The organism is Jannaschia donghaensis (genome assembly GCF_001403795.1).
Classification (GTDB): domain Bacteria; phylum Pseudomonadota; class Alphaproteobacteria; order Rhodobacterales; family Rhodobacteraceae; genus Jannaschia; species Jannaschia donghaensis.
In genome coordinates this window covers 149978-175891 of record NZ_CXSU01000012.1, presented here as the reverse complement: position 1 = coordinate 175891, position 25914 = coordinate 149978, and the positions used below count along the sequence as shown (strand labels likewise).

The 25914-nt window shown below is 62.9% G+C and carries 27 protein-coding genes, 1 pseudogene and 1 riboswitch; of the genes and pseudogenes, 14 read left to right on the top strand and 14 right to left on the bottom strand.

All coding sequences use genetic code 11. The features are described 5' to 3' along the window. Window positions 1-130 precede the first annotated feature (130 nt). Both JDO7802_RS10015 and JDO7802_RS10010 read left to right on the top strand, forming a co-directional pair. On the top strand, window positions 131-583 hold the full coding sequence (locus tag JDO7802_RS10015; protein WP_055085172.1) for an Lrp/AsnC family transcriptional regulator: 453 nt from the start codon (window positions 131-133) through the stop codon (window positions 581-583). Window positions 584-634: 51 nt separating this feature from the next. Beyond that, on the top strand, window positions 635-2542 hold the full coding sequence (locus JDO7802_RS10010) for a cation:proton antiporter domain-containing protein (RefSeq protein WP_055085171.1): 1908 nt from the start codon (window positions 635-637) through the stop codon (window positions 2540-2542). 66 nt (window positions 2543-2608) lie between these two features. On the opposite strand, the gene JDO7802_RS10005 is transcribed toward JDO7802_RS10010, so the two are convergent. Continuing rightward, complete coding sequence (locus JDO7802_RS10005) at window positions 2609-4036, bottom strand: Glu/Leu/Phe/Val family dehydrogenase (protein WP_055085168.1); 1428 nt, start codon at window positions 4034-4036, stop codon at window positions 2609-2611. Window positions 4037-4278: 242 nt separating this feature from the next. Here JDO7802_RS10005 and JDO7802_RS10000 point away from each other — a divergent pair, with 242 nt between their 5' ends. The 6 genes from JDO7802_RS10000 (at window position 4279) to JDO7802_RS09975 (ending at window position 12142) form a co-directional block, all read left to right on the top strand. Next, a complete protein-coding gene (locus JDO7802_RS10000; RefSeq protein WP_055085166.1) occupies window positions 4279-6219 on the top strand; it encodes a TadE/TadG family protein in 1941 nt (646 codons plus the stop codon). After that, the gene (locus JDO7802_RS09995) at window positions 6216-6830 is read left to right on the top strand and encodes a TadE/TadG family type IV pilus assembly protein (protein ID WP_055085164.1); all 615 of its coding nucleotides are present in this window, start codon (window positions 6216-6218) and stop codon (window positions 6828-6830) included. Before JDO7802_RS10000 ends, JDO7802_RS09995 begins: the two co-directional genes overlap by 4 nt. A gap of 2 nt (window positions 6831-6832) precedes the next feature. Then, the gene (locus tag JDO7802_RS09990; RefSeq protein ID WP_055085162.1) at window positions 6833-7510 is read left to right on the top strand and encodes a TadE/TadG family type IV pilus assembly protein; all 678 of its coding nucleotides are present in this window, start codon (window positions 6833-6835) and stop codon (window positions 7508-7510) included. Between the two features lie 277 nt (window positions 7511-7787). After that, complete coding sequence (gene dnaG / locus JDO7802_RS09985) at window positions 7788-9791, top strand: DNA primase (RefSeq protein ID WP_055087197.1); 2004 nt, start codon at window positions 7788-7790, stop codon at window positions 9789-9791. 81 nt (window positions 9792-9872) lie between these two features. Then, window positions 9873-11858, top strand: a complete 1986-nt coding sequence (gene rpoD, locus JDO7802_RS09980; protein ID WP_055085160.1) for an RNA polymerase sigma factor RpoD — start codon at window positions 9873-9875, stop codon at window positions 11856-11858. Further along, a complete protein-coding gene (locus tag JDO7802_RS09975; RefSeq protein ID WP_055085158.1) occupies window positions 11858-12142 on the top strand; it encodes an HlyU family transcriptional regulator in 285 nt (94 codons plus the stop codon). Before rpoD ends, JDO7802_RS09975 begins: the two co-directional genes overlap by 1 nt. A gap of 60 nt (window positions 12143-12202) precedes the next feature. Here the strand turns inward: JDO7802_RS09975 and JDO7802_RS18270 are convergent, their stop codons facing one another. Beyond that, window positions 12203-12373: a hypothetical protein gene (locus JDO7802_RS18270; protein WP_187298123.1), complete on the bottom strand. Its 171-nt coding sequence runs from the start codon at window positions 12371-12373 to the stop codon at window positions 12203-12205. Window positions 12374-12470: 97 nt separating this feature from the next. Continuing rightward, complete coding sequence (locus tag JDO7802_RS09970; RefSeq protein WP_055085156.1) at window positions 12471-12695, bottom strand: dodecin family protein; 225 nt, start codon at window positions 12693-12695, stop codon at window positions 12471-12473. A 133-nt stretch (window positions 12696-12828) separates the two neighbouring features. Here JDO7802_RS09970 and JDO7802_RS09965 point away from each other — a divergent pair, with 133 nt between their 5' ends. From JDO7802_RS09965 to ribD, 4 genes are all read left to right on the top strand, one after another. Further along, on the top strand, window positions 12829-13281 hold the full coding sequence (locus tag JDO7802_RS09965) for a thiol-disulfide oxidoreductase DCC family protein (RefSeq protein WP_055085154.1): 453 nt from the start codon (window positions 12829-12831) through the stop codon (window positions 13279-13281). Beyond that, entirely contained in the window at window positions 13281-13697 is a 417-nt protein-coding gene (locus JDO7802_RS09960) for a secondary thiamine-phosphate synthase enzyme YjbQ (protein ID WP_055085152.1), read from the top strand. Before JDO7802_RS09965 ends, JDO7802_RS09960 begins: the two co-directional genes overlap by 1 nt. 99 nt (window positions 13698-13796) lie before the next feature. Then, window positions 13797-14261: a transcriptional regulator NrdR gene (nrdR, locus tag JDO7802_RS09955; protein WP_055085150.1), complete on the top strand. Its 465-nt coding sequence runs from the start codon at window positions 13797-13799 to the stop codon at window positions 14259-14261. Continuing rightward, on the top strand, window positions 14258-15337 hold the full coding sequence (gene ribD / locus JDO7802_RS09950; protein WP_245624168.1) for a bifunctional diaminohydroxyphosphoribosylaminopyrimidine deaminase/5-amino-6-(5-phosphoribosylamino)uracil reductase RibD: 1080 nt from the start codon (window positions 14258-14260) through the stop codon (window positions 15335-15337). The genes nrdR and ribD overlap by 4 nt, the downstream gene beginning before the upstream one ends. 12 nt (window positions 15338-15349) lie before the next feature. Here the strand turns inward: ribD and metK are convergent, their stop codons facing one another. The 10 genes and pseudogenes from metK to miaB all read right to left on the bottom strand — a co-directional run bounded on the left by metK (window position 15350) and on the right by miaB (window position 23776). After that, entirely contained in the window at window positions 15350-16531 is a 1182-nt protein-coding gene (metK, locus tag JDO7802_RS09945; protein WP_055085146.1) for a methionine adenosyltransferase, read from the bottom strand. Window positions 16532-16536: 5 nt separating this feature from the next. Continuing rightward, window positions 16537-16584: riboswitch (SAM-SAH riboswitch) on the bottom strand. A 10-nt stretch (window positions 16585-16594) separates the two neighbouring features. Beyond that, window positions 16595-18073 carry an apolipoprotein N-acyltransferase gene (lnt, locus tag JDO7802_RS09940; RefSeq protein WP_055085144.1) on the bottom strand — a complete coding sequence of 493 codons (1479 nt, stop codon included), beginning with the start codon at window positions 18071-18073 and terminating at the stop codon, window positions 16595-16597. Window positions 18074-18076: 3 nt separating this feature from the next. Further along, window positions 18077-18841: a hemolysin family protein gene (locus JDO7802_RS09935; RefSeq protein ID WP_245624167.1), complete on the bottom strand. Its 765-nt coding sequence runs from the start codon at window positions 18839-18841 to the stop codon at window positions 18077-18079. A 161-nt stretch (window positions 18842-19002) separates the two neighbouring features. Next, the gene (gene ybeY / locus JDO7802_RS09930) at window positions 19003-19473 is read right to left on the bottom strand and encodes an rRNA maturation RNase YbeY (RefSeq protein ID WP_144430592.1); all 471 of its coding nucleotides are present in this window, start codon (window positions 19471-19473) and stop codon (window positions 19003-19005) included. Further along, window positions 19470-19667 carry a hypothetical protein gene (locus JDO7802_RS17970; protein ID WP_144430591.1) on the bottom strand — a complete coding sequence of 66 codons (198 nt, stop codon included), beginning with the start codon at window positions 19665-19667 and terminating at the stop codon, window positions 19470-19472. The genes ybeY and JDO7802_RS17970 overlap by 4 nt, the downstream gene beginning before the upstream one ends. A gap of 165 nt (window positions 19668-19832) precedes the next feature. Next, a complete protein-coding gene (locus JDO7802_RS09925) occupies window positions 19833-20183 on the bottom strand; it encodes a ribonuclease E inhibitor RraB (RefSeq protein ID WP_055085140.1) in 351 nt (116 codons plus the stop codon). Beyond that, window positions 20180-21145 carry a PhoH family protein gene (locus tag JDO7802_RS09920; protein WP_083481230.1) on the bottom strand — a complete coding sequence of 322 codons (966 nt, stop codon included), beginning with the start codon at window positions 21143-21145 and terminating at the stop codon, window positions 20180-20182. Before JDO7802_RS09920 ends, JDO7802_RS09925 begins: the two co-directional genes overlap by 4 nt. A gap of 222 nt (window positions 21146-21367) precedes the next feature. Then, on the bottom strand, window positions 21368-21676 hold the full coding sequence (locus JDO7802_RS09915; RefSeq protein ID WP_055085136.1) for a hypothetical protein: 309 nt from the start codon (window positions 21674-21676) through the stop codon (window positions 21368-21370). Between the two features lie 13 nt (window positions 21677-21689). Next, window positions 21690-21848 (bottom strand): annotated as a pseudogene (locus tag JDO7802_RS09910) (OmpA family protein); the annotation flags it as partial. Between the two features lie 593 nt (window positions 21849-22441). Beyond that, on the bottom strand, window positions 22442-23776 hold the full coding sequence (gene miaB, locus JDO7802_RS09905) for a tRNA (N6-isopentenyl adenosine(37)-C2)-methylthiotransferase MiaB (protein WP_055085132.1): 1335 nt from the start codon (window positions 23774-23776) through the stop codon (window positions 22442-22444). 120 nt (window positions 23777-23896) lie between these two features. Here miaB and JDO7802_RS09900 point away from each other — a divergent pair, with 120 nt between their 5' ends. Together JDO7802_RS09900 and JDO7802_RS09895 are read left to right on the top strand one after the other, a co-directional pair. After that, a complete protein-coding gene (locus tag JDO7802_RS09900) occupies window positions 23897-24757 on the top strand; it encodes a hypothetical protein (RefSeq protein WP_055085131.1) in 861 nt (286 codons plus the stop codon). Between the two features lie 13 nt (window positions 24758-24770). Further along, complete coding sequence (locus tag JDO7802_RS09895; protein ID WP_055085129.1) at window positions 24771-25217, top strand: hypothetical protein; 447 nt, start codon at window positions 24771-24773, stop codon at window positions 25215-25217. Window positions 25218-25286: 69 nt separating this feature from the next. Here the strand turns inward: JDO7802_RS09895 and JDO7802_RS09890 are convergent, their stop codons facing one another. After that, the gene (locus JDO7802_RS09890; RefSeq protein ID WP_055085127.1) at window positions 25287-25754 is read right to left on the bottom strand and encodes an Hsp20 family protein; all 468 of its coding nucleotides are present in this window, start codon (window positions 25752-25754) and stop codon (window positions 25287-25289) included. Window positions 25755-25914 lie beyond the last annotated feature (160 nt).

Sequence of the window (25914 nt, the reverse complement as noted above, 5' to 3'; positions counted from 1 at the left end):
CCTGTGTTTGACCTTAAATAGCAGGCATGGCGGGCCCCGATTGCGCATTTATGAGCGTTGACGGCCCCGGATATGCGGGTGATTGTCGCTTCATACCGCATTGGTGCGGTATTTGCGCAAGGTAGCTGTCATGGACGATCTGGACCGGAACTTGCTGCGACTTCTGCAACGGGACGCGACACAAACAGCGGAGGCGCTTGGCCGCGCCCTCGGCCTGTCGACCTCTCAGACCGGACGTCGCCGCGCGCGGCTGGAGGCGGACGGCGTCATCGGACAGACCGTTGCCCGGCTCGATCCGGCGCGCGTCGGACTGGACGTGCAAGCCTTCGTGCAGGTTCAGATGGCAAGCCACGCGCCCGAAGGGGCCCGCGCCTTTCTGCGGCTGCTGGAGGCGGAGCCGCGCGTCACCTCGGTCTGGACGCTGACCGGAGAGGCAGATTACCTGCTGCGGGTCTGGTGCGCCGACCTCGGCGCGTTGAATGACCTGGTGCACAAGATGCTGCTGCCCCATGCAGCGGTCGCGCGTGTCCAAAGCCAGATCGTCATGGACCAACCGAAACGGGATGCCCCCCTGCCCCTTTGAAACGCGGTTTAGGCGATTGTCGGCCCAAACCGGCTGCCCTAGGGTCCGCTGATGGATACGTTTCTCTTTCAAGCCGTCATCTACCTTGGTGCCGCAACGATCTGCGTGCCGCTGGCCGTGCGATTTGGCTTCGGTTCGGTTCTCGGCTACCTGGTCGCGGGTATCCTGATCGGCCCGGTGACCGGTCTGGTCGGGTCCGAGACGGAACAGCTCCAGCATTTCGCCGAATTCGGCGTCGTCATGATGCTCTTCGTGATCGGATTGGAGTTGGAACCGCGCACCCTTTGGGACATGCGAACGCGACTTCTGGGGTTGGGTTTGGGACAGATCCTGTTGACGGGTGGTGCCATCGTGGCCGGCACAATGGCACTGGGCCTGACGTGGCAGGTGGCCACCGCGGTCGGCATGATCCTGGCGCTGTCGTCGACGGCGATCATCATGCAGACGCTGAACGAAAAGGATCTGACCGCGACCCGGGGCGGGCGATCCGCGTTCTCCGTTCTGTTGGCGCAGGATATCGTCGTCATCCCCATGCTGGCGATCATGCCGCTGCTGGCCACGGGCCGCAGTGGCGGCGGATCTTCGGACGGCGGCCACGGCCAAGCACCCTCGATGGGTGATGGCGAAAGCGCGACCATGATGGCGGAGGTCGGCCACTGGGTCGACACGCTGCCCGGTTGGGGTTTGGCGCTGCTGACCGTCGGCGCGGTCGCGGTCGTGATCTTGGGCGGGACTTTCCTGACACGTCCCGTCTTCAACTTTGCGGGGCGCGCACGCTTGCGCGAAATGCACACCGTCGTCACCCTGCTGTTCGTGATCGGTGTCGCAGTGCTGATGTCGACGGTGGGGCTTTCGCCCGCGCTCGGCACGTTCCTTGCCGGCGTGGTCCTTGCCAATTCGGAATTCCGGCACGAGCTGGAGGCGGATATCGAGCCGTTCAAAGGCATCCTGCTGGGGTTGTTTTTCATCACCGTGGGGGCCGGCATAGACTTCGGCACCTTCGCGGCAGCTCCGTTCGTGGTGCTTGGGGCGGTCATGGCGCTGATCACGCTGAAGGGCGCGATCCTCTTCGGCCTTGCGCTGGTGTTTCGCGTCAGAGGGCGCGACCGGCTGCTGTTTACTCTGTCACTGGCGCAAGCGGGTGAATTCGGTTTCGTGCTGGTCTCCGTCGCCTTCGGAGACGGCGTCATCGATGGAGAGTTGCGCGGCATCCTCCTTCTCGTGATCGCGCTGTCGATGCTTTTGACGCCGCTTTTGTTCATCGCCTACGACCGCCTTGCAGCCAATCAGCCCGAAGGAGAGGCCGCGCCCGACGACGACATCGACGAACAGGCGGAGGTCATCATCGCGGGCGTGGGCCGGTTCGGACAGGTGGTCCACCGGATGCTGCGCGGCGCGGGACTCAGTTCGGTGGTACTCGACCGCGATCTAGAAACCATCAAGCTGCTGCGGACGTTCGGCATCAAGACCTATCTGGGCGATCCGACGCGACCCGAACTGCTGGAGGCGGCGGGGCTGAAGACGGCCAAGATCATAGTCGTCGCCCTGGACGACCGGGGCGACGCAATCAAGCTGGTCAAGCAGGCGAAGATGGCAAACCCGGATATCCACGTCATCGCGCGCGCCTATGACCGGGTTCACACCTACGAGCTATACCGCGCCGGGGCGGACCAGATCGTGCGGGAAATGTTCGACAGCTCCCTGCGGGCGGGTCGATATGCGCTGGAACAGCTGGGCTGGTCCGAAAGCGAAGCCCATTCGGCGCGCGAGGCCTTCTTCAAGCACGACCGCGAAACGCTGCTTGCCCTTGCCAAGCTCTGGAAGCCCGGCGTCCCGATCGAGAAGAACCCGGAATACGCGGCCAAAGCGCGAGAATTCAGTCAGGGGCTGGAGAACGCGCTGCTCACCCGGTTCGGTGAGGACGACGATGCGGTCGCGACGCTCAAGTCGAAGGAATGAGGCGACCGGGGGTGCGGATCGCCATGCTCCGCACCCCTCCCAGCCGGGTCTTTCGGACGGTCGGCGTCAGAGCCCCTTGGCCTGGTAACTCGATGCGATCCGTCCGATCGATACGATGAAGCCGGCCGTGCGCAGGTCCGGCACGTCGTTGCGCGCGTGCCAAACCTCGCGCATCGCGCCGTAGGCCCCGCGCATGGTGTCGTCGAGACCCGAGCGCACCAACTCCAACTCTCCGGCGCCGCGCAGGTAGTCGCGTTTGAATCCGTCCGACAGGGTCCAGGCCACCTCCTTGCTCTTGGACAGTCGCTCCAGTTCGTTGACCAGAACGTGGTGGCGCGCTTCCTCGGCCCGGCGTTGCATCCGGCCGAAGCGGATATGGCTCAGGTTCTTGACCCATTCGAAATAGCTGACGGTAACGCCGCCCGCGTTGGCATAGAGGTCGGGAATGATGACGCAGCCCTTGTCGATCAGGATCTCGTTCGCCTCCGACGTGACGGGCCCGTTGGCCGCTTCGATGATCAGCGGTGCCCTGATGCGCGCGGCGTTGCCTTCGTGGATCACCCCCTCCAGCGCGGCGGGGATCAGGATGTCGCAATCCATTTCCATGACGCTGGCCCCGTCTTCGACGTAGTGGCCGCTGGCGAAGTTCTTCACCCCGCCGGTGCGGCGAATGTGGGCCTGCAGCGCCTCTACGTCCAGGCCAGCATCGTTGGTGACAGCGCCGTCGCGTTCGATTACCGCGGTGACCTTGGCCCCGTCTTCGGTCGACAGGAAATGTGCGGCGTGGAAGCCGACGTTGCCCAGGCCTTGCACGATCACGCGCTTGCCTTCCAGCGAACCGTCCAGCCCGGCGATCTTGACATCCTCGGGGTGGCGGAAGAATTCCTGCAGGGCATATTGCACGCCTCGCCCCGTCGCCTCGACCCGTCCGGCGATGCCTCCGGCGTGGGGCGGCTTGCCGGTGACGCAGGCATTACCATTGATGTCCGTAGTCTTCATCCGCTTATACTGATCGGCCATCCACGCCATCTCCCGCTCTCCGGTGCCCATGTCGGGGGCGGGGACGTTCTGGGCGGGGTTGATGAGATCGCGCTTGATCAGCTCATAGGCGAAGCGCCGGGTAATCAGCTCCAGTTCGTGCGCGTCCCAGGCCGTCGGATCGATGCAAAGACCGCCCTTTGACCCACCGAACGGCGTCTCCACCAGCGCACATTTATAGGTCATCAGCGCGGCCAGCGCCTCCACCTCGTCCTGATGCACGGCCAGCGAATAGCGGATGCCGCCCTTCACCGGTTCCATGTGCTCGGAATGCACGGATCGGTAGCCGGTGAAGGTATGGATCGAGCCACGCAAGCGCACGCCGAACCGCACCGTGTACGTCGCGTTGCAAACGCGGATCTTCTCCACCAGTCCGGGGCTGAGGTCCATCAAACCGACGGCCCTGTCGTACATCGCGTTTACAGACGCGCTGAATCCACCGCTCTTCGCATTCATACCGATCTCCCTTGGCCGAAACGGCCACGCCTCCGGTTGCCCATCAGCTTAGGGCAGGAATCGGGAAACGACACAGCCAATCTAGTCCGAATGCCTAAAATGCAGGAACAATGACAAGATTTGACCTCAATACCGCCCGCCAGTGACCCCGATCACTTTGGATAAAAAGCAATACGACTCGGTCTGCCTGAGTCGCTCGTAATTCGTTTTTTATAGACCGCGTGGTATCTACCGTGACTCGCATGATCGACACTTCGACCCGACGTGCCCCCAACTGGGCGGTGCTTGATTTCTACAAGCGCGAAGATGGCAGCTTGACCATCTTCGGCCTGATGATCTTCCTGTTGATGATGACAGCCGGCGGCATCGCGCTCGACATCATGCGTTCGGAGGTGAAACGAACCGAATTGCAGTATGCGGTCGACCGCGCCTCCCTTGCCGCAGCGGGCCTGGATCAGACCCGCTCCGCAGAAGAAATCGTGAAAGACTACGTGCGCGCCGCGGGTCTGGACGAAGACAGTATTCAGGTCACGACCACGCAGGTTGGGTCAGATCGCAGGGTCAGCGTGTCGTCGAACGCGGAAACCAACAGCCTGTTTCTCGACATGCTCGGATACGACACCCTGGTGCAGCCCGTCTCGTCGGAAGCGCGCGAAGTGCGTACCGAGCTGGAGCTTTCGCTGGTCGTCGACATCTCGGGGTCGATGGGCGGAGCGAAAATCGAATCGCTTCACACCGCCGCATCGGATTTTGTCGCCCAGCTTCTTCAGGGTCGGGAGGACCTGACGTCAATCTCTCTCGTACCGTACAACGACCGCGTGAATGCGGGCTCGCTGGTCAACGGGGTGTTCGACATCACAGATGAACATGTTTTCTCCAACTGCGTCGTATTCGCGGACGACGAATTCAATACGACGGCCATGGGCCCGGGTGACGAATTGCAGCGCATGGGCCATTTCGACTTCCGTTCGGGTAACGTCAATGCCGTCGGTTTGGTGGAACAGCCCAATTGCCTGACGGACAACTACGCCGCGATCCTGCCTTGGTCCAACAACGTAGCCGAGCTGCAATCGCGGATCGGCGACCTTAGGGCGAGCCATTGGACTGCCATGGATCTGGGCGTGAAATGGGGTAGCCTGCTCCTTGATCCGTCGTCCAAGGACGAGCTGACCGAACTGGCAAACTCGGTCGATATCCCGCTGGCCGAGCAGGTCTCGACCGATTTCGTGGGGCGCCCCGTCGCTTACAGTACGGTCGACACGCACAAGGTCCTGGTCGTGATGACAGACGGTGTGAATACGCAGCAATGGGATCTGAAGCACGATCGCAAATCGGGCGGCTCGAAAATCCACATCTATCGCGAAGCCCTGGTAGATATGTGCGTCGGCTACGATAACGACGAGGATCCGGTCTGGAATTACTATATCGATCGGAACGGTAACCGCCGCTGGTATCAGGAAGACCGAAACGACGGTTTCTCAAGTGCCGATGCCGAATTGTGTAAGGATTGGCACGAGGCCGGTCAGCCCTCCCCGTATGACGACGCGACGGAAGCCCCGACGCTTGCATCCATCGACGATGGCTCCCCCATTCCCGCGCTCCGTGAAGATATCCGGGGCACCCAAATCGCGATCAACCGTTACGGGTTCAACGGGGCTGGCTGCGCCTTCGGGACGGAACAGCAGCGCGGCTACTGCCTCGCCCGGTTCGATGACCACGAAGGCCATACCTACGTCACACGCTATTCGATTTGGTCCCAGGACGTCGGGAAATACTATGTCACGCACCTCAAAGGGTACCGCAACGGCAAGTACGGCGGCACGGATGCAATCGAGTTGAGCTGGCCGCAGGCCCTGAGCTCGCTGTCGATGAGCTATATTGCCAACACGCTTCTTGGCGGCGCTGCCTGGAACACGCGCGTCGACTACTTCTACTCCTGGGAGACGACGCATGGGCAGGAACGCGCGGACAACAACCTTTCCAATATCTGCAAGGCGGCGCGCGATGCGGGCGTGGTCATCTATACCATCGCCTTCCAGGCCCCCGAAGACGGGCAGGCCGCGATGCTGGACTGTGCCGGCGAAGGCAACGAAGGCAGCTACTTCGACGTTGAGGACCTCGACATCGCAGCCGCCTTCGACGACGTGCTCGCCTCGGTCAGCCGCCTGCGGTTGACCCAATGATAGAGCGCGCGACATATTGGATCAGGCGGGCGTGGGTCCGTCTGTCCAACGCCCTTCTGGGCGGTCTAGACCGCATCGCCGGACTTCCGGCGGCCGCGCGCGAAGCGGGCGGTGCCTCGGTCGAGTTCGTCATCCTCGTTCCGGCGTTCCTGATGATCTTCATCTCCTCGTTCGAGGCTTCGATGATGCTGACCCGCCAGGTGATGATGGAGCGTGCGGTCCACATCGTCGTGCGCGATATCCGTCTGGATACCGGCAGCACGGTGTCCCAAAATCAGGTTCGTAACCGGGTCTGCGAACGCGCGACGATCTTGCCCGATTGTCAGCAGAATATGCTGATCGAATTATCGTTCATCGATCAGACGACCTATGACATGCCTGCCGCGGACACACCCTGCGTTAACCAGCTGACTTCCATCGTTCCGCAGTCGAGCTTCGTCAGCGGCCGATCGGGCCGGATGGTGATGATCCGCGCATGCTACTCCGTACAACCGTCCCTGCCGCTCACCGTGCTGGCGGGGAACCGGACGCTCGGATCTTATCTGGTGAACGAAGACGACGGGACTTTCCGGATCGTCACAGCCAGCGCCTTTGTCGTCGAAGAGAACTGAGGATGATGCACATGATGCCCTCCATACCCTATCGGATGTTCCAGACGCTGCGCCGCTTCGGCACCGAGGAACGCGCCGCCCTTGCCATCGAAGCGGCGATCATGTTGCCCTTGCTCGTAATGATGTACGTCGTCGGCTATCAATACTTCGATCAGTACCGTCGCGAAGCGCAAATGATGAAAGCCAGCAATACGGTGGCTGATATTCTATCTCGACAGCGCGGCTACGTCACTCCTCACGACCTCAACGGCTTGACGGATGTCTACGAAACACTGACGTTCTCCGAAGACGCCAGTTTCATGCGATTCACCGAATTGCGTCGCACGGACGATGGCCTAGACATCATGTTCTCCTATGCGACCGATGGGCAACCAGCGATGACACCGGCCATACTCGATGGCTTGTTGAGCGAAATCCCGCGTATTGATAACGGTAGAAGAGTAACTCTAGTTGAAGCATACACTTACGATCAACCTATGTTTAATGTGGGTTTGAGCGACCGGATCATTCCAAATGTCGTTCCGATTGACCATCGCTATCTGGGCGGTGTTGCATTCAAGATCGAAAGCTCCATCGTCCAAGACAACACTAGCGTCGGCGTCTTCGAGGACGGGTGCAATTCTGATCCCGTCGAAGTGAACGGTTTTCTGTTGGTAGATAGTGGAGACTGCGACGATTGATCTTCAGATCAAACGATATGAACGGGCCAGGGCTGAATCGGATTAGGCCACCTCTTGGGGTGGTATTTCAGCGTCCCGTGAGAACCAATGACATTGGACAACCGTGTTCGGCGACTTTCGCTTAATTGGTTATGACACATACGCCAATTGGCACCTCGAAGGTGCGATAGATCACCCGGCCGGAGATGGCGATGATCAACTGGTCCGGGCCATCTCAACCCCGAAATCGACATGCCCGACCCTCGACTCTCCAACGGGTCGATACGATATTGCAATGATGCGGCTACCCGACAGTTTCCTGGACGACCTGCGCAACCGCCTCAGCCTTTCGGCCGTGGTCGGGCGCAAGGTCACGTGGGACATGAAGAAAACCAATCAGGCCAAGGGCGATTGGTGGGCGCCCTGCCCCTTTCATCAGGAAAAATCGGCCAGCTTCCACGTCGATGACCAGAAGGGATTCTATTACTGCTTCGGCTGTCAGGCGAAGGGCAATGTCTTCGGTTTCGTGCAAGAGACGGAGAACGTCGGGTTCATGGAAGCGGTGGAAATTCTGGCAGGTGAGGCCGGGATGCCGATGCCGGCCCGTGACCCCAAGGCCGCGGAAAAATCCGACCTGCGGACCCGCCTCGCCGAGGTGACGGAAGAGGCGGTGAAGTGGTTCCGCCTGCAACTGGCCACCGGTGCCGCATCGGATGCGCGCGCCTATCTCGATCTGCGAGGCCTGACGCGCGAGACGCTTAACCGCTTCGAAATTGGCTTCGCGCCCGATGCCTCCGACGCGTTTCTCCGGGCGATGGCCGACAAGGGCATCCCTTTCGACATGCTGGAGGGTGCCGGCCTGGCGGTTCCGGCGGAGGACGGCCGCGCCGCCCGTGATCGCTTCATCCACCGCATCATCTTTCCGATCCGCGATGTGCGCGGACGGTGCATCGGGTTCGGCGGACGGGCGATGAACCCCAATGCCAAAGCCAAATACCTGAACTCTCCCGAGACACCGCTCTTCGACAAGGGATCGAACCTTTACAACTTGCGCGACGCGCGCGCGGCGGCGGGCAAAGGGCAGCCGCTGGTTGTGGCCGAAGGCTACATGGATGTCATCGCATTGGCGCAGGCCGGGTTCGAAGCGGCGGTGGCCCCCCTGGGCACCGCCGTGACGGAACGACAGCTTCAGATGCTCTGGCGCGTCACGCCCGAGCCGCTGATCGCACTCGACGGGGATGCCGCCGGACAGCGTGCAGGCCTTCGGGTCGCCGACCTGGCCCTTCCGTTGATCGAAGCCGGGCAAAGTCTGCGCTTCGCCGTTCTGCCTGAAGGCAAGGATCCCGACGACCTGATCCGCGACGCCGGACCGCGGGCCATGCGCGCGGTTCTGGACGACGCCAAATCCATGCTGTCCCTGCTGTGGAAGCGGGAAACGGAAGGAAAGAGCTTCGACAGTCCCGAACGGCGCGCCATGCTGGACCGGGATCTGCGCGCGGTTCTGCGCCGGATCAAAGACGCCAGTCTGCGTCGACACTATGCCGAGGAAGTCGCGCGTCTGCGCGCCGAGTTGTTCGGCATACCCCTGACCCGGGCCCCGGTCTTCGACGTGCCCCCCGCCCCGCCGACCGAACCGGACCGCGTTTTCGTGCCGAATCCTGCGTATCGCCGCGACCGACCGTGGACGCCCGGACAGAAATGGAAGCCGCCGGCGCAGGCCACGACGACGGCGCGCGCCTCCGCCTTGGCCTCCGGCTCCACGACGCCGGACCTTCTGCTGGAACAGGTGATCCTGGCCGGATTGATCCGACATCCCGAATTGATCGCGGAATTCACCGACCTTCTGGAAGGCGGGACCTGGGGGCAGGACGAGCATGTCTGGATCGGTCAGGCCTTGCTGGCAGCAGACGCTGGTCTGGAAATGGGCGAAATGCTCGACATTCTGGAAGCGAGGATCGGCACAGAGGCCCTTGAAACGCTTCTTGCGCAGCGCCATGTCCGCATATCACCCGTCACACGCGGGGATGGCGACGCGGCACGCCTTTGCATCCGCGACGCCACGACCCGGCTGGAGGCGCGACGCGCCAAGGCCCGCGAGACCCGCGAGGCGGAGGAGGATTTCGAGGATGGCGCAGCCGACGAGGCGATGACCTGGCGGTTGGCGGAAGCCGGCAAGCGACAGACCGCCGCGATGCGCCCCCGCGAAGACGATACGGCGACCGGCGAGGAGGAAACCTCCTTCGCCGACTACTACGACAGCCTTCTGGCAACGCCGGCAGGCAAATCAACGACCGAAAAGTGATTCGGGGTGCGGTCCCCGGCGATTCGCGCTAGTGATTCGTCGAACGATCCACGAAGATTCACTCCTGAACGGAGCGCGCCGATGGCCAAGGACACAGACGACGACAAGCAGCGGGATCCCGAGGGGGATCACTCGCTCGATATGAGCCAGGCTGCCGTCAAACGGATGATCGCCGAGGCGCGGACGCGGGGCTACATCACCTACGATCAGCTTAACGAAGTTCTGCCGCCCGAGCAGGTGTCGTCGGAGCAGATCGAAGACGTGATGTCGATGCTGTCCGAGATGGGCATCAACATCGTCGAAGCCGAGGAGGCCGAGGACGAAGACGACGAGAAATCGAAGTCCGGCACCGCCGTCGTGGATGCGTCCAAGAAGGGCGGCGACGTCGCCACGACCGACGCGTCCGAGACCAAGCTGGACCGTACGGACGACCCTGTCCGCATGTATCTGCGCGAAATGGGCAGCGTCGAATTGCTGTCGCGCGAGGGCGAAATCGCCATCGCCAAGCGCATCGAAGCTGGCCGCAACACGATGATCCTGGGCCTATGCGAAAGCCCCCTGACCTTCCAGGCGATCACGATTTGGCGCGACGAACTGCTGTCCGAAGACATCCTGCTGCGCGACGTGATCGATCTGGAGACGACGTTCGGCGACCAGATGGAAGAAGAGGCCGAAACGCCTGTGGCGGGGATCGTGCCCTCTGCCGACAAGACCGACGGCAAGCCCGAGCTGGATGCCGACGGCAATCCGATCACGATCGAAGACGATGATGACGAAGACGAGGACGAAGGCGCGAACCTGTCGCTTGCCGCGATGGAGGCCGCGCTCAAGCCGCGCGTCCTGGAAACGCTGGACGTCATCGCGGACGATTACACCAAGCTGGCCGAGATGCAGGACTTGCGGATTTCGGCGACGCTAAACGAGGATGACACTTTCTCCGATAAGGAAGAATCGTCGTATCAGGCGCTGCGCTCCGAAATCGTCGAGATGGTGAATGCGCTGCACCTGCATAACAACCGCATCGAAGCCCTCATCGATCAGCTTTACGGCATCAACCGCCGCATCATGTCCATCGACTCGGGCATGGTGAAACTGGCCGATCAGGCGCGCATCAACCGCCGCGAATTCATCGAGGAATATCGCGGTCACGAATTGGACCCCGGGTGGGTCGACCGCATGTCCGAAAAGACCGGGCGCGGCTGGCAGGCGTTGTTCGAACGCTCGCGCGACAAGGTGGACGAGTTGCGCGGCGACATGGCCCAGGTGGGCCAATACGTCGGCGTCGACATCAACGAATTCCGCCGCATCGTGAACCAAGTGCAGAAGGGCGAGAAAGAAGCCCGTCAGGCCAAGAAGGAAATGGTCGAGGCCAACCTGCGCCTCGTGATTTCTATCGCCAAGAAATACACCAACCGCGGCCTGCAGTTCCTGGATTTGATCCAGGAAGGCAACATCGGTCTCATGAAGGCCGTCGACAAGTTCGAGTACCGTCGCGGCTACAAGTTCTCGACCTATGCGACCTGGTGGATTCGTCAGGCCATCACCCGGTCCATTGCGGACCAAGCCCGCACGATCCGTATCCCCGTGCACATGATTGAAACGATCAACAAGCTGGTCCGAACAGGCCGCCAGATGCTTCACGAAATTGGTCGGGAGCCGACACCGGAGGAATTGGCCGCCAAGCTGCAGATGCCGTTGGAAAAGGTTCGCAAGGTGATGAAGATCGCCAAGGAACCGATTTCGCTGGAAACGCCCATCGGCGATGAGGAAGACAGCCAGCTGGGCGATTTCATCGAGGATAAGAATGCTGTCCTGCCGCTGGATTCCGCCATTCAGGAGAACCTGAAGGAAACCACGACCCGCGTCCTCGCCTCCCTCACCCCGAGGGAAGAACGCGTGCTGCGCATGCGCTTCGGCATCGGGATGAACACCGATCACACGTTGGAGGAAGTGGGCCAGCAATTCAGCGTGACGCGCGAACGGATCCGCCAGATCGAGGCGAAGGCCCTTCGCAAGCTCAAGCATCCCAGCCGGTCGCGCAAGCTGCGGTCGTTCCTGGATCAGTAATGGCGGGCTTTCTTTCCCGGCTTTTCGGCGGTGGCGCGGCGAGCCCGCAAACGAACGTCGCCAAGCCGGTCGAGTACAATGGCTACATGATCTATCCCGAACCGATGCGCGACGGGTCCAAGTGGCGCATCGCCGCGCGGATCGAACGGGTGGTCGACGGCGATGTTAGATCTCATCACCTGATCCGCGCCGACACGCTTGCCGATGAGCAGGAGGCGAGAGATGCATCCGCCGCCAAGGCCCGGACGATGATTGACCAGCAGGGCGACGGTATCTTCGGCTAACCGGTCAGATCGGACTTAAAAAGCCCCGGACATTTCCGGGGCTTTTTCGTATCTATCCGATCAGTGATCTTCGCTTTCACCCTTTGGCGGATAGACGTCGCCTGTCGGTTCCTGCGGTGTGCCCGTCGTGACGGAATTCGGGTCATGGGTCGTCCCGGCGGCAGGTGTCGGCGCGGCGACGGCCCCGTCCTTAGTGCGGTCCGTGCGGTCGATGCGGCTCTCGTCTGTCATCGCGTTCTCCTTGTTTCGCAGCACCGGTGTCGGCGCAATCTGATAGGAAACGCACGGTGTCCCGCCGCGTTCCGGCGGCGGGCGCGAATGCCGCAGGCTATTTCTTCTTGGACTTCTTGTCGTCCTCTAGAACGAAAGTGACCATCATGTTGACCTGATAATGGTCGACCTTGCCGTTATTGACGCGGACATACTGCTCTTTGACCCAAGCACTCTGGACGTTGCGCAGGGTGTCGTTGGCGCGGGCCACACCCTTGGCGACGGCGTCGTCGAAGCTTTTCTTCGACGTGGCGGAAATCTCGGTGACGCGTGCGATGCTCATGGCTCTTCTCCCTTTGGTGAACCCCGCCAACCTGCACAGGGCCGTCCCGCGCGGTCAAGGAAGCCGGCCCAAGCGGACCGGCGCGGCAGGCTGCCGCCTTTCCCGCGGTCGCAGGTCGGGGTAACACGATGACATGACCGTTCTTTCTGCCCTGTCCCCAACCGTCCGCGACACCATCGAAAGCAACGACCTGATCGTTTTCGACGGCGTCTGCGTCCTCTGCTCGGGGTTCTTCAAGTTCGTGACCAGGGTCGACACCGACCGACGTTTTCGCTTCGTCACGGCGCAATCGCCCCTTGGGCAGGCCATCTACCGCGACCTCGGCCTGCCGACGGATGAATTCGAGACCAATATCGTGATCGTCGATGGCACCATCCACCAGCGCATGGACGCCTTTGCCGCCGCCATGCGCGCGCTGGGCTGGCCTTGGCGCGTCCTATCGATGGCGGCATGGCTGCCTGGGCCGGTCAAAGACCCGCTTTATCACGCGATTGCTCGGAACCGATATCGTATCTTCGGCAGAACCGATTCCTGCATGATCCCGTCGCCGGATGTGCGCGGCCGTTTTCTGGACTTGCCCGCCTGATGCACGGGTCCTTCGCGGTCCGGACAAACGGGCCCGGCCTGACCGAATTCACCGACGAGGTGGCCGCTTGGCTGCCGGACGCGTCTGGCCTTCTGACCCTGTTCGTACGGCACACCTCTGCCAGCCTGCTCATCCAGGAAAACGCTGACCCAGAGGTGCAGACCGATCTGGTCGCCTGGCTGTCGCGCACCGTGCCGCCGACCACTGACCCCACGATGGCTTATCTGACCCATACTTATGAAGGGCCTGACGACATGCCGGGGCACATCAAGGCGATGCTGCTGCCCGTCAGTCTGCAGATTCCGGTGATCGACGGGCGTATGGCTCTGGGGAGATGGCAGGGGATTTACCTGGTCGAACACCGCGATCGGGCACACACCCGAACCGTTGCCGCGCATTTCATGGCCGACAGCTAGGCCCTTGCCTCACCATCCTTGGGGGGGCAAAGTGACGATGCATCAACTTCTGGTCCCGTTCGCCATATCTGGCGGGGCCCCCCGGCCCGGAGACGACCCATGCGCTGCCCATTCTGCGGAAACGTCGATACCCAGGTAAAGGATTCGCGTCCGGCCGAAGACCACGTCGCGATCCGGCGTCGCCGGTTCTGCCCGTCGTGCGGCGGCCGGTTCACCACCTACGAGCGGGTGCAACTCCGCGATCTGGTCGTTATCAAAACGAACGGTAAGCGCGAGGAGTTTGACCGCGATAAGCTGGAACGCTCCATCCGCATTTCCATGCAGAAACGTCCGATTGAGCCGGAGCGCATCGATCAGATGATTTCCGGTATCGTCCGGCGGCTTGAATCGATGGGCGACACCGACATCCCCTCCAAGCAGATCGGCGAGATCGTGATGGAAAGCCTGGCGCGCATCGACACCGTGGCCTATGTGCGGTTTGCCAGCGTCTACAAGAACTTCCAGGCCGCTGACGATTTCGAGGACTTCGTCCACGAACTGCGCCCCCCTAGCATCGACACGTGAGCGACGACCGATTCATGGCCCACGCGCTGACCCTTGCGGCGCGCGGGCTAGGCCGCGTCTGGCCGAACCCGGCGGTGGGCTGTCTTATCGTCAAGGATGGCGTGGTCCTTGGCCGCGCGCGGACCGCGGACGGCGGGCGGCCCCACGCAGAAACGCAGGCGCTGACGCAAGCGGGCGATGCGGCGCAGGGCGCCACGGCCTATGTGACGTTGGAGCCGTGTGCCCACCACGGCAAGACGCCGCCCTGCGCCGACGCTCTTGTTTCGGCCGGTATCGCCCGTGTTGTCGTCGCGTTGGTCGACCCGGACCCGCGCGTGGCCGGCAGCGGGATCGCCCGTCTGCGCGCCGCCGGTATCGACGTGATCGAAGGCGTCATGGAAGCCGAGGCCCGCACCCTTCAGGCCGGATTCCTCAGCCGTGTCATGCGATCCCGTCCCATGGTGACGCTGAAGCTTGCCATGACGCTCGACGGGCGGATTGCGACGGCCAGCGGCGAAAGTCGATGGATCACCGGTCCCGACGCTCGCGCCCATGTCCATGCGCAGCGCGCGCGCCACGATGCGGTGATGGTCGGTGCGGGAACCGCGCGGGCCGACGACCCACAATTGACCGTGCGCGACATGGGGGATGTGCCGCAACCCGTTCGGATCGTCTTGTCGCGGCGATTGAACGTACCGGCGGACAGCGCGATGACGCGCGGGGATGCGCCGGTCTGGATGATCTACGGCGACGCGCCCGACGATCGCATCGCCGCACTGACGGCACGGGGCGTGACGGCGATCCGCTGCGCCACCGGCCCGGGCGGTCAGATCGACCTGTCGGTGGCGTTGGAGGAACTTGGTACCTGGGGTCTGACGCGAGTCTATTGCGAAGGCGGTGGAACACTCGCCGCCGCCCTGTTGGCGCAGGGGTTGGTCGACCGGCTCGACTGCTACACTGCGGGCGCGGCGATCGGGGCCGAAGGCACGCCGGCATTGGGCGCGATGGGGCTTAGCCTGTTGGCCGATGCGCCGCGCCTGCGATTGACCGAGACCCGCGTGCTCGGGCCGGACCTGCTGCATCGTTGGGCCGTTTAACGCCTCCGCGCGTCACACGGCGTTCGCCAACGCCTCGGCCAGATCTGTCCGCTCCCACGAAAAACCGCCGTCCGCATCGGGCGCGCGCCCGAAATGACCATAGGCTGCCGTGCGCTGGTAGATCGGGCGGTTGAGGTCGAGCTGCGTGCGGATGCCCCGTGGCGTCAGATCCATCGTTTTGCGGATCGCAGCCTCGATCGCGGCTTCGTCCGCCTGCCCCGTGCCGTGCAAATCGGCATAGATCGACAGCGGCTCGGATACGCCGATGGCATAGCTCAGTTGCAGGGTGCACCGTGTCGCCAGACCGGCGGCCACCACGTTCTTGGCCAGATACCGCGCGGCGTAGGCGGCGGAGCGGTCGACCTTGGTCGGATCCTTGCCCGAAAACGCGCCGCCACCGTGCGGGGCCGCACCGCCGTAGGTATCGACGATGATCTTGCGACCCGTCAGCCCGGCGTCGCCATCCGGCCCGCCGATCACGAACTTGCCCGTCGGGTTGACATGCCACACGGTGTCCGCGCCAATCCAACCGTCGGGCAGCACCTCGCGGACGTAGGGCTCGATCACCGCGCGCACGTCGGCGCTGCTCATGGTCGCGTCCAGATGCTGCGTCGACAGCACGATCGAAGAAACGCCCACCGGCACGCCGTTCTCATATCGGACGGTCAGCTGCGATTTCGCATCCGGGCCCAGCGTCGGCTCCGTCCCGTCCTTGCGCACCTCCGCCAGACGGCGAAGCATGGCATGGGCATAAAGGATCGGCGCGGGCATCAGCGCGTCCGTCTCATTACAGGCATAACCGAACATGATGCCCTGGTCCCCGGCCCCTTCGTCCTTGTTCCCGGCGGCGTCGACGCCCTGGGCGATGTGCGCCGATTGTTCGTGCAGAAGGTTTGTCACCTCCACCGTTTCGTGGTGGAATTTTTCCTGTTCGTACCCAATGTCGCGGATGCAGTCGCGCACGATGCCTTCGACCCCGGCCATGTAGTCCGATAGCTTGCCTTGATCGGTCAGCCCGACCTCCCCGCCGATGACGACGCGGTTGGTCGTTGCAAAAGTCTCGCAGGCGACACGCGCCTCCGGTTCCTCGGCAATGAGGGCATCGAGGATTGCGTCCGAAATCCGGTCGCAGACCTTATCCGGGTGCCCCTCGGAGACGGACTCCGACGTGAAGGAATAGCTTGCGCGGCTCATTGATGTGCTCCGATTTGTCATCACACCCCGTCAGGAAGCCGTTGGGATGGTTGAGCGCTTTGGCTATGGACGATTGCGCGCCGGGGCAACCGGGAATCCCCGGTTCTGTGCCCCAAGCGCCGCGATCAGCCCGAAGATCACAGCCAGCGCCGCCCAGTCGCCGGTCACGATATAGAGAGGTGCCGGCAAAGCGGGCGGCACCGCCACGTCCAGATGACCCGCCTGCCCCAGCGGCAATGACGCGAGGATTGTGCCGCGTGCGTCGATCGCCGCCGACACGCCGGTGTTGGCGGCCCGCAGGAATGGCAGGCCGGACTCCGCGGCGCGCAGTCGCGCCAGCGCCAGATGCTGCTGCGGCCCGGCATCCGTGCCGAACCACGCATCGTTGGTCAGGTGAACGATGACACGCGGGCGGTCCAGACGGCGCAGCTCCTGCGGGAAGATCGCTTCGTAGCAGATCAGTGGCAGAACACGTCCGACACCCGGCAGATCCAGCAAAATTGGCCCGTCGCCCGGCGCATACCCCCCGGCCAATTGCGCCGCGAAGGCCCCGATCCCCATGGCGTTGAGAATGGACTCGAACGGCAGATATTCCCCAAACGGCACAAGGCGATATTTGTCGTGGACGGCGGCGACCTCCCCTTCGGGTCCGGTCAGCAGGACAAGCGAATTGCGCGGACGGCGATCGTCGTCAAAGCGTTGCGCGCCGATCATCACCGGGCGGCCCCCGGCGGCGGCGGCAATGCGGGGGCGCACCTCTTCGGAATAGCGCAGCAATTCGGGCAGCGCGGTTTCCGGCCAGATCACGGCAACGGGGGGTGCGCCCAAGGCCGGAGCCGCCGTCGCCTCCAGCCCACGGCGGAAGAAAACGGAAATGAAGTCGGGATCCCACTTTTGATGCTGCGGCGCATTCGGCTGGACCAAACGTACGACCGGCGCGTCCGCAGCAACCGGCGGTGCGGGCGGCATGGCCAGCCCGACGCCGAACGGAAGTCCCCACAGGGCAAACCCGCACGCCCGCGCGGCGGCACCACGCGTCGCCAGCAATGCCCCCCCCAGAAGAACCGCAAGACCCAGGCCATGCGCGCCCACCAGCGACGCCGCGGGCAATGCCGGCGATGCAATCAGTATGTGACCCGGCAAGGCCCAGGGAAATCCGGTCAGCAGATACGACCGGACCAGTTCCACCGCGGCGATGCCGACGGCGATGCCGAACGCCCGGTATCTTGCCCGCGCGCCCAGGGATGCGGCGACAGCCCAGAACAGACCAAATCCGAGAGAAATTGCCAGAAGCGCGATCGGAGCCATCCACCCCGTCGCGGCGGCATCCACCAAAAATGGCTCCACGATCCAATGCAGGGCCAGCGCGAAATGCGCGGTTCCGAACAGCAGCCCCGCGACAAAGGGCCGTCGCGCCCTGGCCATCGCGGCGATCCCGATGGCGTAGGCCGGCAGGGCCACGAACCACAACTCCCACGGGGCCTGCCCCAGCGCGGCCGCCAACCCCGCGACGACGGGCAGGAACAGGGCCAGATGCCGCATGGATCAGGCGGCTTGCGGCATCCGCAGGCGCAGGCGCTTGATCCGGCGGGGATCAGCGTCCACGACCTCGATCTCCGCGCCCGACGGGTGGGGAATGACCTCCCCGCGTTCGGGCACGCGGCCAGCCATCATAAAGACCAGGCCGCCAAGAGTGTCGATCTCTTCCTCGTCCTCGGCATCGACAAGGCGGAAGCCGATCTCCTCCTGGAAGTCATCGATGGGCGTACGGGCCAGCGCCAGATAGCAGCCGGATTTCTCCTGCCGCCAGAACTTGCCTTCTTCCTGATCGTGCTCGTCCTCGATCTCGCCGATGACCTGCTCGATCAGATCCTCCAATGTCACAAGGCCGTCGACACCGCCGTATTCGTCGATCACCAGCGCCATATGGATGCGCTGCGTCTGCATCTTGGTCAGAAGCACGCCGATGGGCATCGACGGCGGAGCATAGATCAGGCCGCGCAACAAAGGCTTCATCTCGAACGGCTTGTCACGGTCGCCGTTGAACCCATGGTTCAATGCGACGTCCTTGAGGTGGATCATACCCAAAGGTTCGTCCAGCGTCGTGTCGAAGACCGGAAGGCGGGTGTTCCCGCTGTCGCGGAATTTGGACACGAGGTCCGGAAGGGAGATGTCGATTGGCACGGCCACGATCTCGGCGCGGGGAATCAGAACATCGTCCAACCGCTTGAGCCGCAGGTTAAGAAGGCCCGGCATCGGGCGTGCGTCGAGTGGGGTATCGGTGTTCTTCTGGCCATCGGGTTCGGCCATGAAGCCGCCGAACACGCGGGTTATGAATCCAGGACGCGCGCCTATCGGGGCATCCGTCGAAGTGTTTCCGTCCGGCGCGCCTGGCGCGGCCCTAGACGATCCGTCGTTGTCCATCGGACCCGGTGGCCCCTTTCATCGATGCGGAAAAATGTTCCGCGCCCTCAGACCGTATCAGAATTGTACGGATCGGGAAAACCCAAACCCCTTAGAATGCAGATTTCGATCATTTCCATACGCGCCGCTTCCCCATCTTCCAAGTGGTCATGGCCCAGAAGGTGCAACGTGGCATGGATCAGCAGGTGAATGACGTGCGCTTCCAGTGGCTTGCCCTGCTCGGCGGCTTCCCGCGCGCAGGTGTCCCAAGCGATGGCGATATCGCCCAATTCAGGGTCCGAGGGGGCCTGTCCCGGCACGCGCGATTCCGATGGCCACGACAAGACATTGGTCGGCGTGGCCTTGCCCCGGAAATCCGCGTTCAGCACTGCAATGTGCGCATCGTCGCAGCCCAAGACGGCAACCTCGCAATCCGCCGGGACATCGACGGCGGACAGGGTGGCGGGCACTGCGATTTGCGCCCAACGATCCAGATCGACCCAACGGGAGTCCTCGACGATCACGTCGACCATCGTCATGGTGCGATGCCGAAAAAGCGGGCGGGTTTGGGATCGTCGATCAAATCATCACCATTTTTTGTCCCGGTCCGGAGGTAACAGCGGAGGATCGGATTGGATCGATTACAAATGTTCGTCACGAATGCAAAGAGAGCGTCGGTTTCGGCCCCATCCGCCGCCGCCATATCTATCCTGCCGTCGCCGCCTTTGCGCATGGCGATCTGGGTCGTCCCGCGAACCCGACACGCGGCCGATGTCCCGTTTGTAGCCCCCGGCGCTATACCAACAGTGGTCTTCGTACCCCACGTGACGGTCGCCGTTCCCCATACGCTTACTGCCGCGATGGAAGGGTTCAACCGATCGGGACGGCGCATGGCTGTCTACGCGCCCATGAAGCCCCAGCCGTCGGGCCGAAAGCCGAATTGCAGCGCGGCCTCGGTCGTCTTGCGCTCTTCCGCGTGTATCGTCTCTGCGGAGAGGGTCATCGTGTCGGTCTGCACCTCGATTACCTCTTCGGCGTCCTCCGGATCTTCCCCATCGGGATCGACCGGGTAATATTCGACGTCGTAGCCGCGATCCTCCAGCCAACCCATGAACTCCGTCGCATCCGCGCCCGGACCTCCCACGAACCGCAGATCAAGCAGGCCTTCGGAGGGGACGCCGGGGGAGGCAGAAATCTCGGACCAAAGCCGTTCGGTTTCGGCTTTCTGGACGTCGTAATCAACGCTCATTTACGCCACTCGCGCGGGGCGGCGCGCTCGGCTTCGCGGCGATCGTCGGCCGCCTCGTAGGCCGTGATGATCTTCGCGACCAGCGGATGACGCACAACGTCCTTCGCGGTGAAGTAATTGAAACTGATACCGTCCACGCCGATCAGCAGATCCTCCGCGTCGCGCAGGCCCGAGGTTACGCCGCGCGGCAGGTCGACCTGGCTGCGGTCGCCAGTGATCGCCATGCGGGACCCCTGCCCCAGACGGGTCAGAAACATCTTCATCTGCATGGTCGTCGCGTTTTGCGCCTCGTCCAAAATGACGAACGCATTGGACAACGTGCGCCCACGCATGAAGGCGAGTGGCGCGATTTCCACGCGCTTATCCTCCCGCAGTTTCTGCAACTGCTTGCCCGGTAGAAAGTCGTTGAGCGCGTCGTAAAGCGGCTGCATGTAAGGATCGACCTTCTCGTCCTGCGTGCCGGGCAGGAAGCCCAGCTTTTCGCCCGCCTCGACGGCGGGACGGGTCAGGATGATACGGTCGACCTCTCCGGTGATGAACTTGCTGACGGCGACGGCCACCGCGATGTAGGTCTTGCCGGTGCCCGCTGGCCCGATGCCGAACGTCAGCTCGTTCTCCAGAAGCGCCCGGGTATAGGCTTTCTGCGCCTCGGTCCGCGGCTCCATCGTCTTCTTGCGTGTGCGGATTTCCAGCGCGGGACCGGGGAACATCTCCTCCTGATCGCCGTCGCGGGTGCCTTCCACATCTTCCTCCGCGCGCAGACGGATCAGGGCGTCGATGACGCCCATATTGACGTCCTTGCCGGATTCGAGCCGGGCGTAGAGCGCGTTGAGCACCCTTTCCGCATCCGAAGAAGCTTCGCCGTGCACCACCAGCGTGTTGCCGCGGTGAACGATCTGAACGCCCATTAACTGCTCGATCTGAGCGAGATGGGCACTGCCGGGACCGACGAGGTCGATCATCAGACGGTTGTCGGAAAAGTCCAATTGGACAGCGATCTTGTCTTCCGGGTCAAGCAAAGTGGGCAAACAATCGTCCTTTTGAAAAAACGTTTCTCGAAGCCTGCACCGCCGGTGCGACGGTCTCAAGACAAGGTGGGGGCGATGCGCGGGATTTCACCCCCACGACGCAACAAGGCCGCGACGTTTCCGCCGCGGCCCATCATTTTGGCATCCCGGCAACACTCAGTTCGGGTCGTTGACGTCCTGCCCGGCGCGGAACGGACCGGTCACGTATTCAGGCGGAGCGGCACCTGAGCAGACCGGCTTGCCATGACGGTCCAGGCGCGCCGACAGATATCCTTCGACCCCGTCGTCGATCAGCCAGTGGTCGCAACCGCGCGGATCGACCCAGATCCCCGGCGAAAGCTCTTGTAGGGACGAAACGCCGATCAGGCCGCGGTCGACCGTCTTGTCCACCCGCTCCCCCCCTTCAAGGCATCCGGCAAGCGCACCGATGGCGGCGGTGGCGGCGATTATGCGCAAAATAGTCATGTCAGTGCCCCCGCCGATTGCAGACCGGGATGCCGTGGCGTGTCACGTGGGGCGTCATGAACCCTTCGAACCCATCGTCCATCACCCAATGTTCGCAGCCGTCGGGATCGGTCCAGATCGTCGGCGTATAACGTTCGGCCAAGATACGCCGCTCGGTCGTAGGCCCGGCGATGGTGCGCCCCCGCGTCCAGACGCCGACCCCGTCGCGCACAACATACGTATAGACGTTCCCCCGACTATCCTGCCCCACGTCCCCGACGTTTTGCGCCGTGGCCGGCAGCGCCGTCATCAGGGCCACGGCAGCCACCCCAAGAATTTTCGTTGCGATCCGAGACACGAGCGCCCCCCATTTCATCAAAGACTGTCAGCGCCGGTCGACCGACACGATATCGCGAATGCGACAGGCAACGGGTCAGGCGATGGCCTGATGAGAGTTTAACCATTCAGACCGCGCTGCATAGGTAAATATCAAGATATGGCGCCGATATGATCCCCCCACGCAACATTTCAGGGTTATCCACAGCCGCTTGTAGCATAGGACCGGTTGGCAGAGATCCGAATGCAAGGTGCCGGAGTCGATGCTCCGGCGTGTTCGACGCACCGTCCCATCGCGCCTTACCACTTCGCTACCTATCCGGGTCCTGCCGCATTAACGGAAGCGAAAGCCGTCTTCAGGGTTGAGGCGACGCACCGAAATCTCAATGTCCGAAGGCATTGTCGCGCGCCAGCCACAATGGGCCAGGGAGGCCCGAATTGGCTGCCGCTTCAGATCAACACGGCTTCCAGCGAATTCGTCTTCGCCTCGATGATACGCACTTTGGCTACGACGCCCAGCAGGTCGACCGACGCGTCTGCATGGACGGCTTGAAGATACTCGGACTTCCCGATCAATTGTCCGGGCTTGCGGCCCGCCTTTTCGAACAGAACCGTCGTCTCGCGCCCGACCATAGCCGCCTGTGTCGCGTGCTGCTGCTCGGTGATCAGCGCCTGAAGGCGGTGCAACCGGTCGACAGCAACGGCAAGGGGAACATCTTCCTTTTCCGCGGCCGGCGTCCCTGGACGGGCGGAATAGCGGAAGGAATAGGCGGCGGCGTAGTGAACACGTCGAACCAGATCCATCGTCGCCTCGAAATCGGCCTCCGTCTCGCCGGGGAAGCCGACGATGAAATCACCGGACAGAGCCATGTCGGGCCGCACGGCGCGCAGGCGATCGATTATGGCGACATACTCCGCTGCCGTATGCTTGCGGTTCATTGCCTTGAGGATGCGATCGCTGCCCGATTGGACCGGCAGATGCAGATACGGCATCAGCTTGGCACAGGTGCCATGCGCTTCGATCAGATCGTCCGTCATGTCGTTGGGATGGCTGGTGGTGAAACGGATCCGTTCCAACCCATCGATCCCGTCCAGCGCCCAGATCAAATCGGCCAGTGACCATACGCGCCCGTCGGGCCCCGTCCCGTGATAGCCGTTCACATTCTGCCCCAGCAGCGTGATCTCGGCGACGCCGCGCGCAACCAAGTCACGCGCCTCGCTCAGCAACCGGTCTACCGGGCGACTGACCTCTGCCCCGCGGGTGTAGGGAACGACGCAAAACGCACAGAACTTGTCACAGCCTTCCTGCACCGTCAGGAACGCCGTCGGCCGCGCGGTCGGCGTGCGTAGGCGCGGGAGGTGGTCGAACTTGTCCTCCTCGGGCATGTCCGTATCCAGCGCCTTTTCCCCGGCGGCAACCTTCTGCATCATCGCGGGCAGCCGGTGGTAGGTCTGCGGCCCGACGACCAGATCGACCATGGGCTGACGCGCCATGATCTCAGCCCCTTCGGCCTGGGCCACGCAGCCCGCGACGCCGATCTTCAGATCGGGATTGGCATCGCGCAGGGGGCGCAAGCGGCCCAAGTCGGAATAGACCTTCTCGGCCGCCTTTTCGCGGATGTGACAGGTGTTGAGCAAGATCAGGTCGGCCTCTTCGGGGCGGTCCGTCATCTCATAGGCGGGCCCGTCCCGACCGGCGGTCAGCGTCTCGGCCATCCGCTCGCTGTCATAGACATTCATCTGACAGCCGTATGTCTTGATGTGCAGCTTCTTCGGCGCGGTCATGGTGGCCCTCGACAGAGTGAGTGGCGGCAATACCGCAGGCCCGGCGCATCCGCAACGTGACCCCGTTGCGGCACGGGGCCGATTGCGAAAGACTGCGCCCCAAAGCGAGAGCAGGCCACGATGAATTTCACCTCACCCGAGGATTTGCGCACCCGCGCCGCCGCTCTGGGCACGGATCCGGTGCTTATGATCCTGTGCGAGGATGCCTGCGAGATCGAGTCGACCATCCGCCACCACATCGACGCGGGATTTCTGCAAATCGTGCTGGCCGTACCGCCGGGCATCAAGATACCGGCGGAATTGCCCGACGGTGCCCATCGGCTGTCTTTGGACCAGCGTCCCGACAACCTGGCGGTGACCTGCGTCAACGCCCTGATCGACGGGCGGCCCGACGGGGCGTGGATGGGATATCTCTACAATTCGGAATATCTGTTCCACCCCTTCGCTGAAACGCGTCGAATCGGCGAGGCGCTGCGTTTCTGTACCGAAGAACGGCGCGACGCGATCCTGACCTTCGTCGTGGATCTTTATGCGGGGGACCTGTCGAACGGCTCCAACGCAGTCGACAGAGATGCCGCCTGGATGGACGAAGCGGGGTATTTCGCCCTTGCCCGATGGGCCGACGATGGACCGATGGACCGGCAGCTCGATTTCTTCGGAGGCCTGCGCTGGCGTTTCGAAGAGCATATCCCGTGGGAACGGCGGCGCATCGACCGAGTATCGCTATTCCGGGCGCGCAAGGGACTTCGCCTGCTGGCCGATCACCGCCTGTCCGACGAAGAAATGAACACTTTCGCGTGCCCTTGGCATCATTCGATGACGGCCGCCGTCGCATCGTTTCGCGCGGCCAAGGCGCTTGCGACGAACCCCGGTTCCCGCGCCGCCATTCGGGGGTTCAGATGGGACGGATCGATACCCTTCGAATGGCGCTCGCAACAATTGATGGACCTGGGGCTCATGGAGCCGGGACAGTGGTTTTAATGAAGAGAACGAGATGGACGATTTGAAGCGCCAACCCACCGCCGGGATCTTCGGTACCGCGGGCTTGATCCTGGGGGGACTGGCCCTTGTCTTAGCGGTCTTCCATTTCTTCGGTGGCCCCTTCGCTCCGCAAGACGCGGTTGGGGTCACATTGGGGGAAATCGCGGCCGAAGCGGGTAAAGCGGCGCTGCGGGACCTTGTCGGATTGGGCCAGCCGACACCGGTGCCATCACCCTGGGATATCGACCGGATTCTCTGGACTGGGACCGCCGTGACCGGAGCGTTTGCCGTCGTCCTGGCCGTCATCGCATTGGTCCGGCACGAACCGCGTCGCATTGTAATCGGCGGAGCCGCCTTGGGGGCAGCCGCGATCACCTTTCAATTTGCCGCTGTAATCGTGATGACTTTGCTTGCGATCCTTGTCATCGGGATCATCCTCGACTCGCTTGGGTTGGGCTGACGCCATAGAAAAACGCGCGCCCCGGTGGGGACGCGCGATTGCATCATTTCGAAAGCTTTGTGTCAGGTCTCAGACCTCGACGGTTTCGGACGTCCCTTCCAAGGCGGGGGCCGATGCGCCGCGGGCGATCTCGATCCGGCGCGGCTTCAGGGCCTCGGGCACTTCGCGCACCAGGTCGATGTGAAGCATCCCGTCAGCATGGGTCGCGCCGGTGACAGAGACGTGATCGGCCAGTTGGAACGACTTTTCGAACGCACGGGTGGCGATGCCACGGTGCAGATACGTCCGCTGATCGTCGGCATCGGCCTTGCGGGCCGTCAAGATCAGCTGGTTTTCGCGTGCTTCGATCGACAGATCGGCATCGGTAAACCCGGCGACAGCGATCGAGATGCGATAGTCGTTCTCGCCCAGCTTCTCGATATTGTAGGGCGGATAGGTCGTCGCGGTGTCCGCGGTCATGGCGCGGTCCAGCAAATTGGCCATCCGGTCGAAGCCAACGGAGGCGCGGTAGAGGGGGGTAAAATCGTAAGTACGCATGGGTGCATCCTTTTGAAAGCGATACGGTTTGCATGTCGCCCCCTCCGACATCGGACAGGGGCCTCTCGGTCTGTCGAACCCGATTCCGGCGTCCGACAACAGATATTTGGGAACGCCGAAATCAGCGTTCAAGGGGGTCCCGAACGGCTGTTTTCGTTTC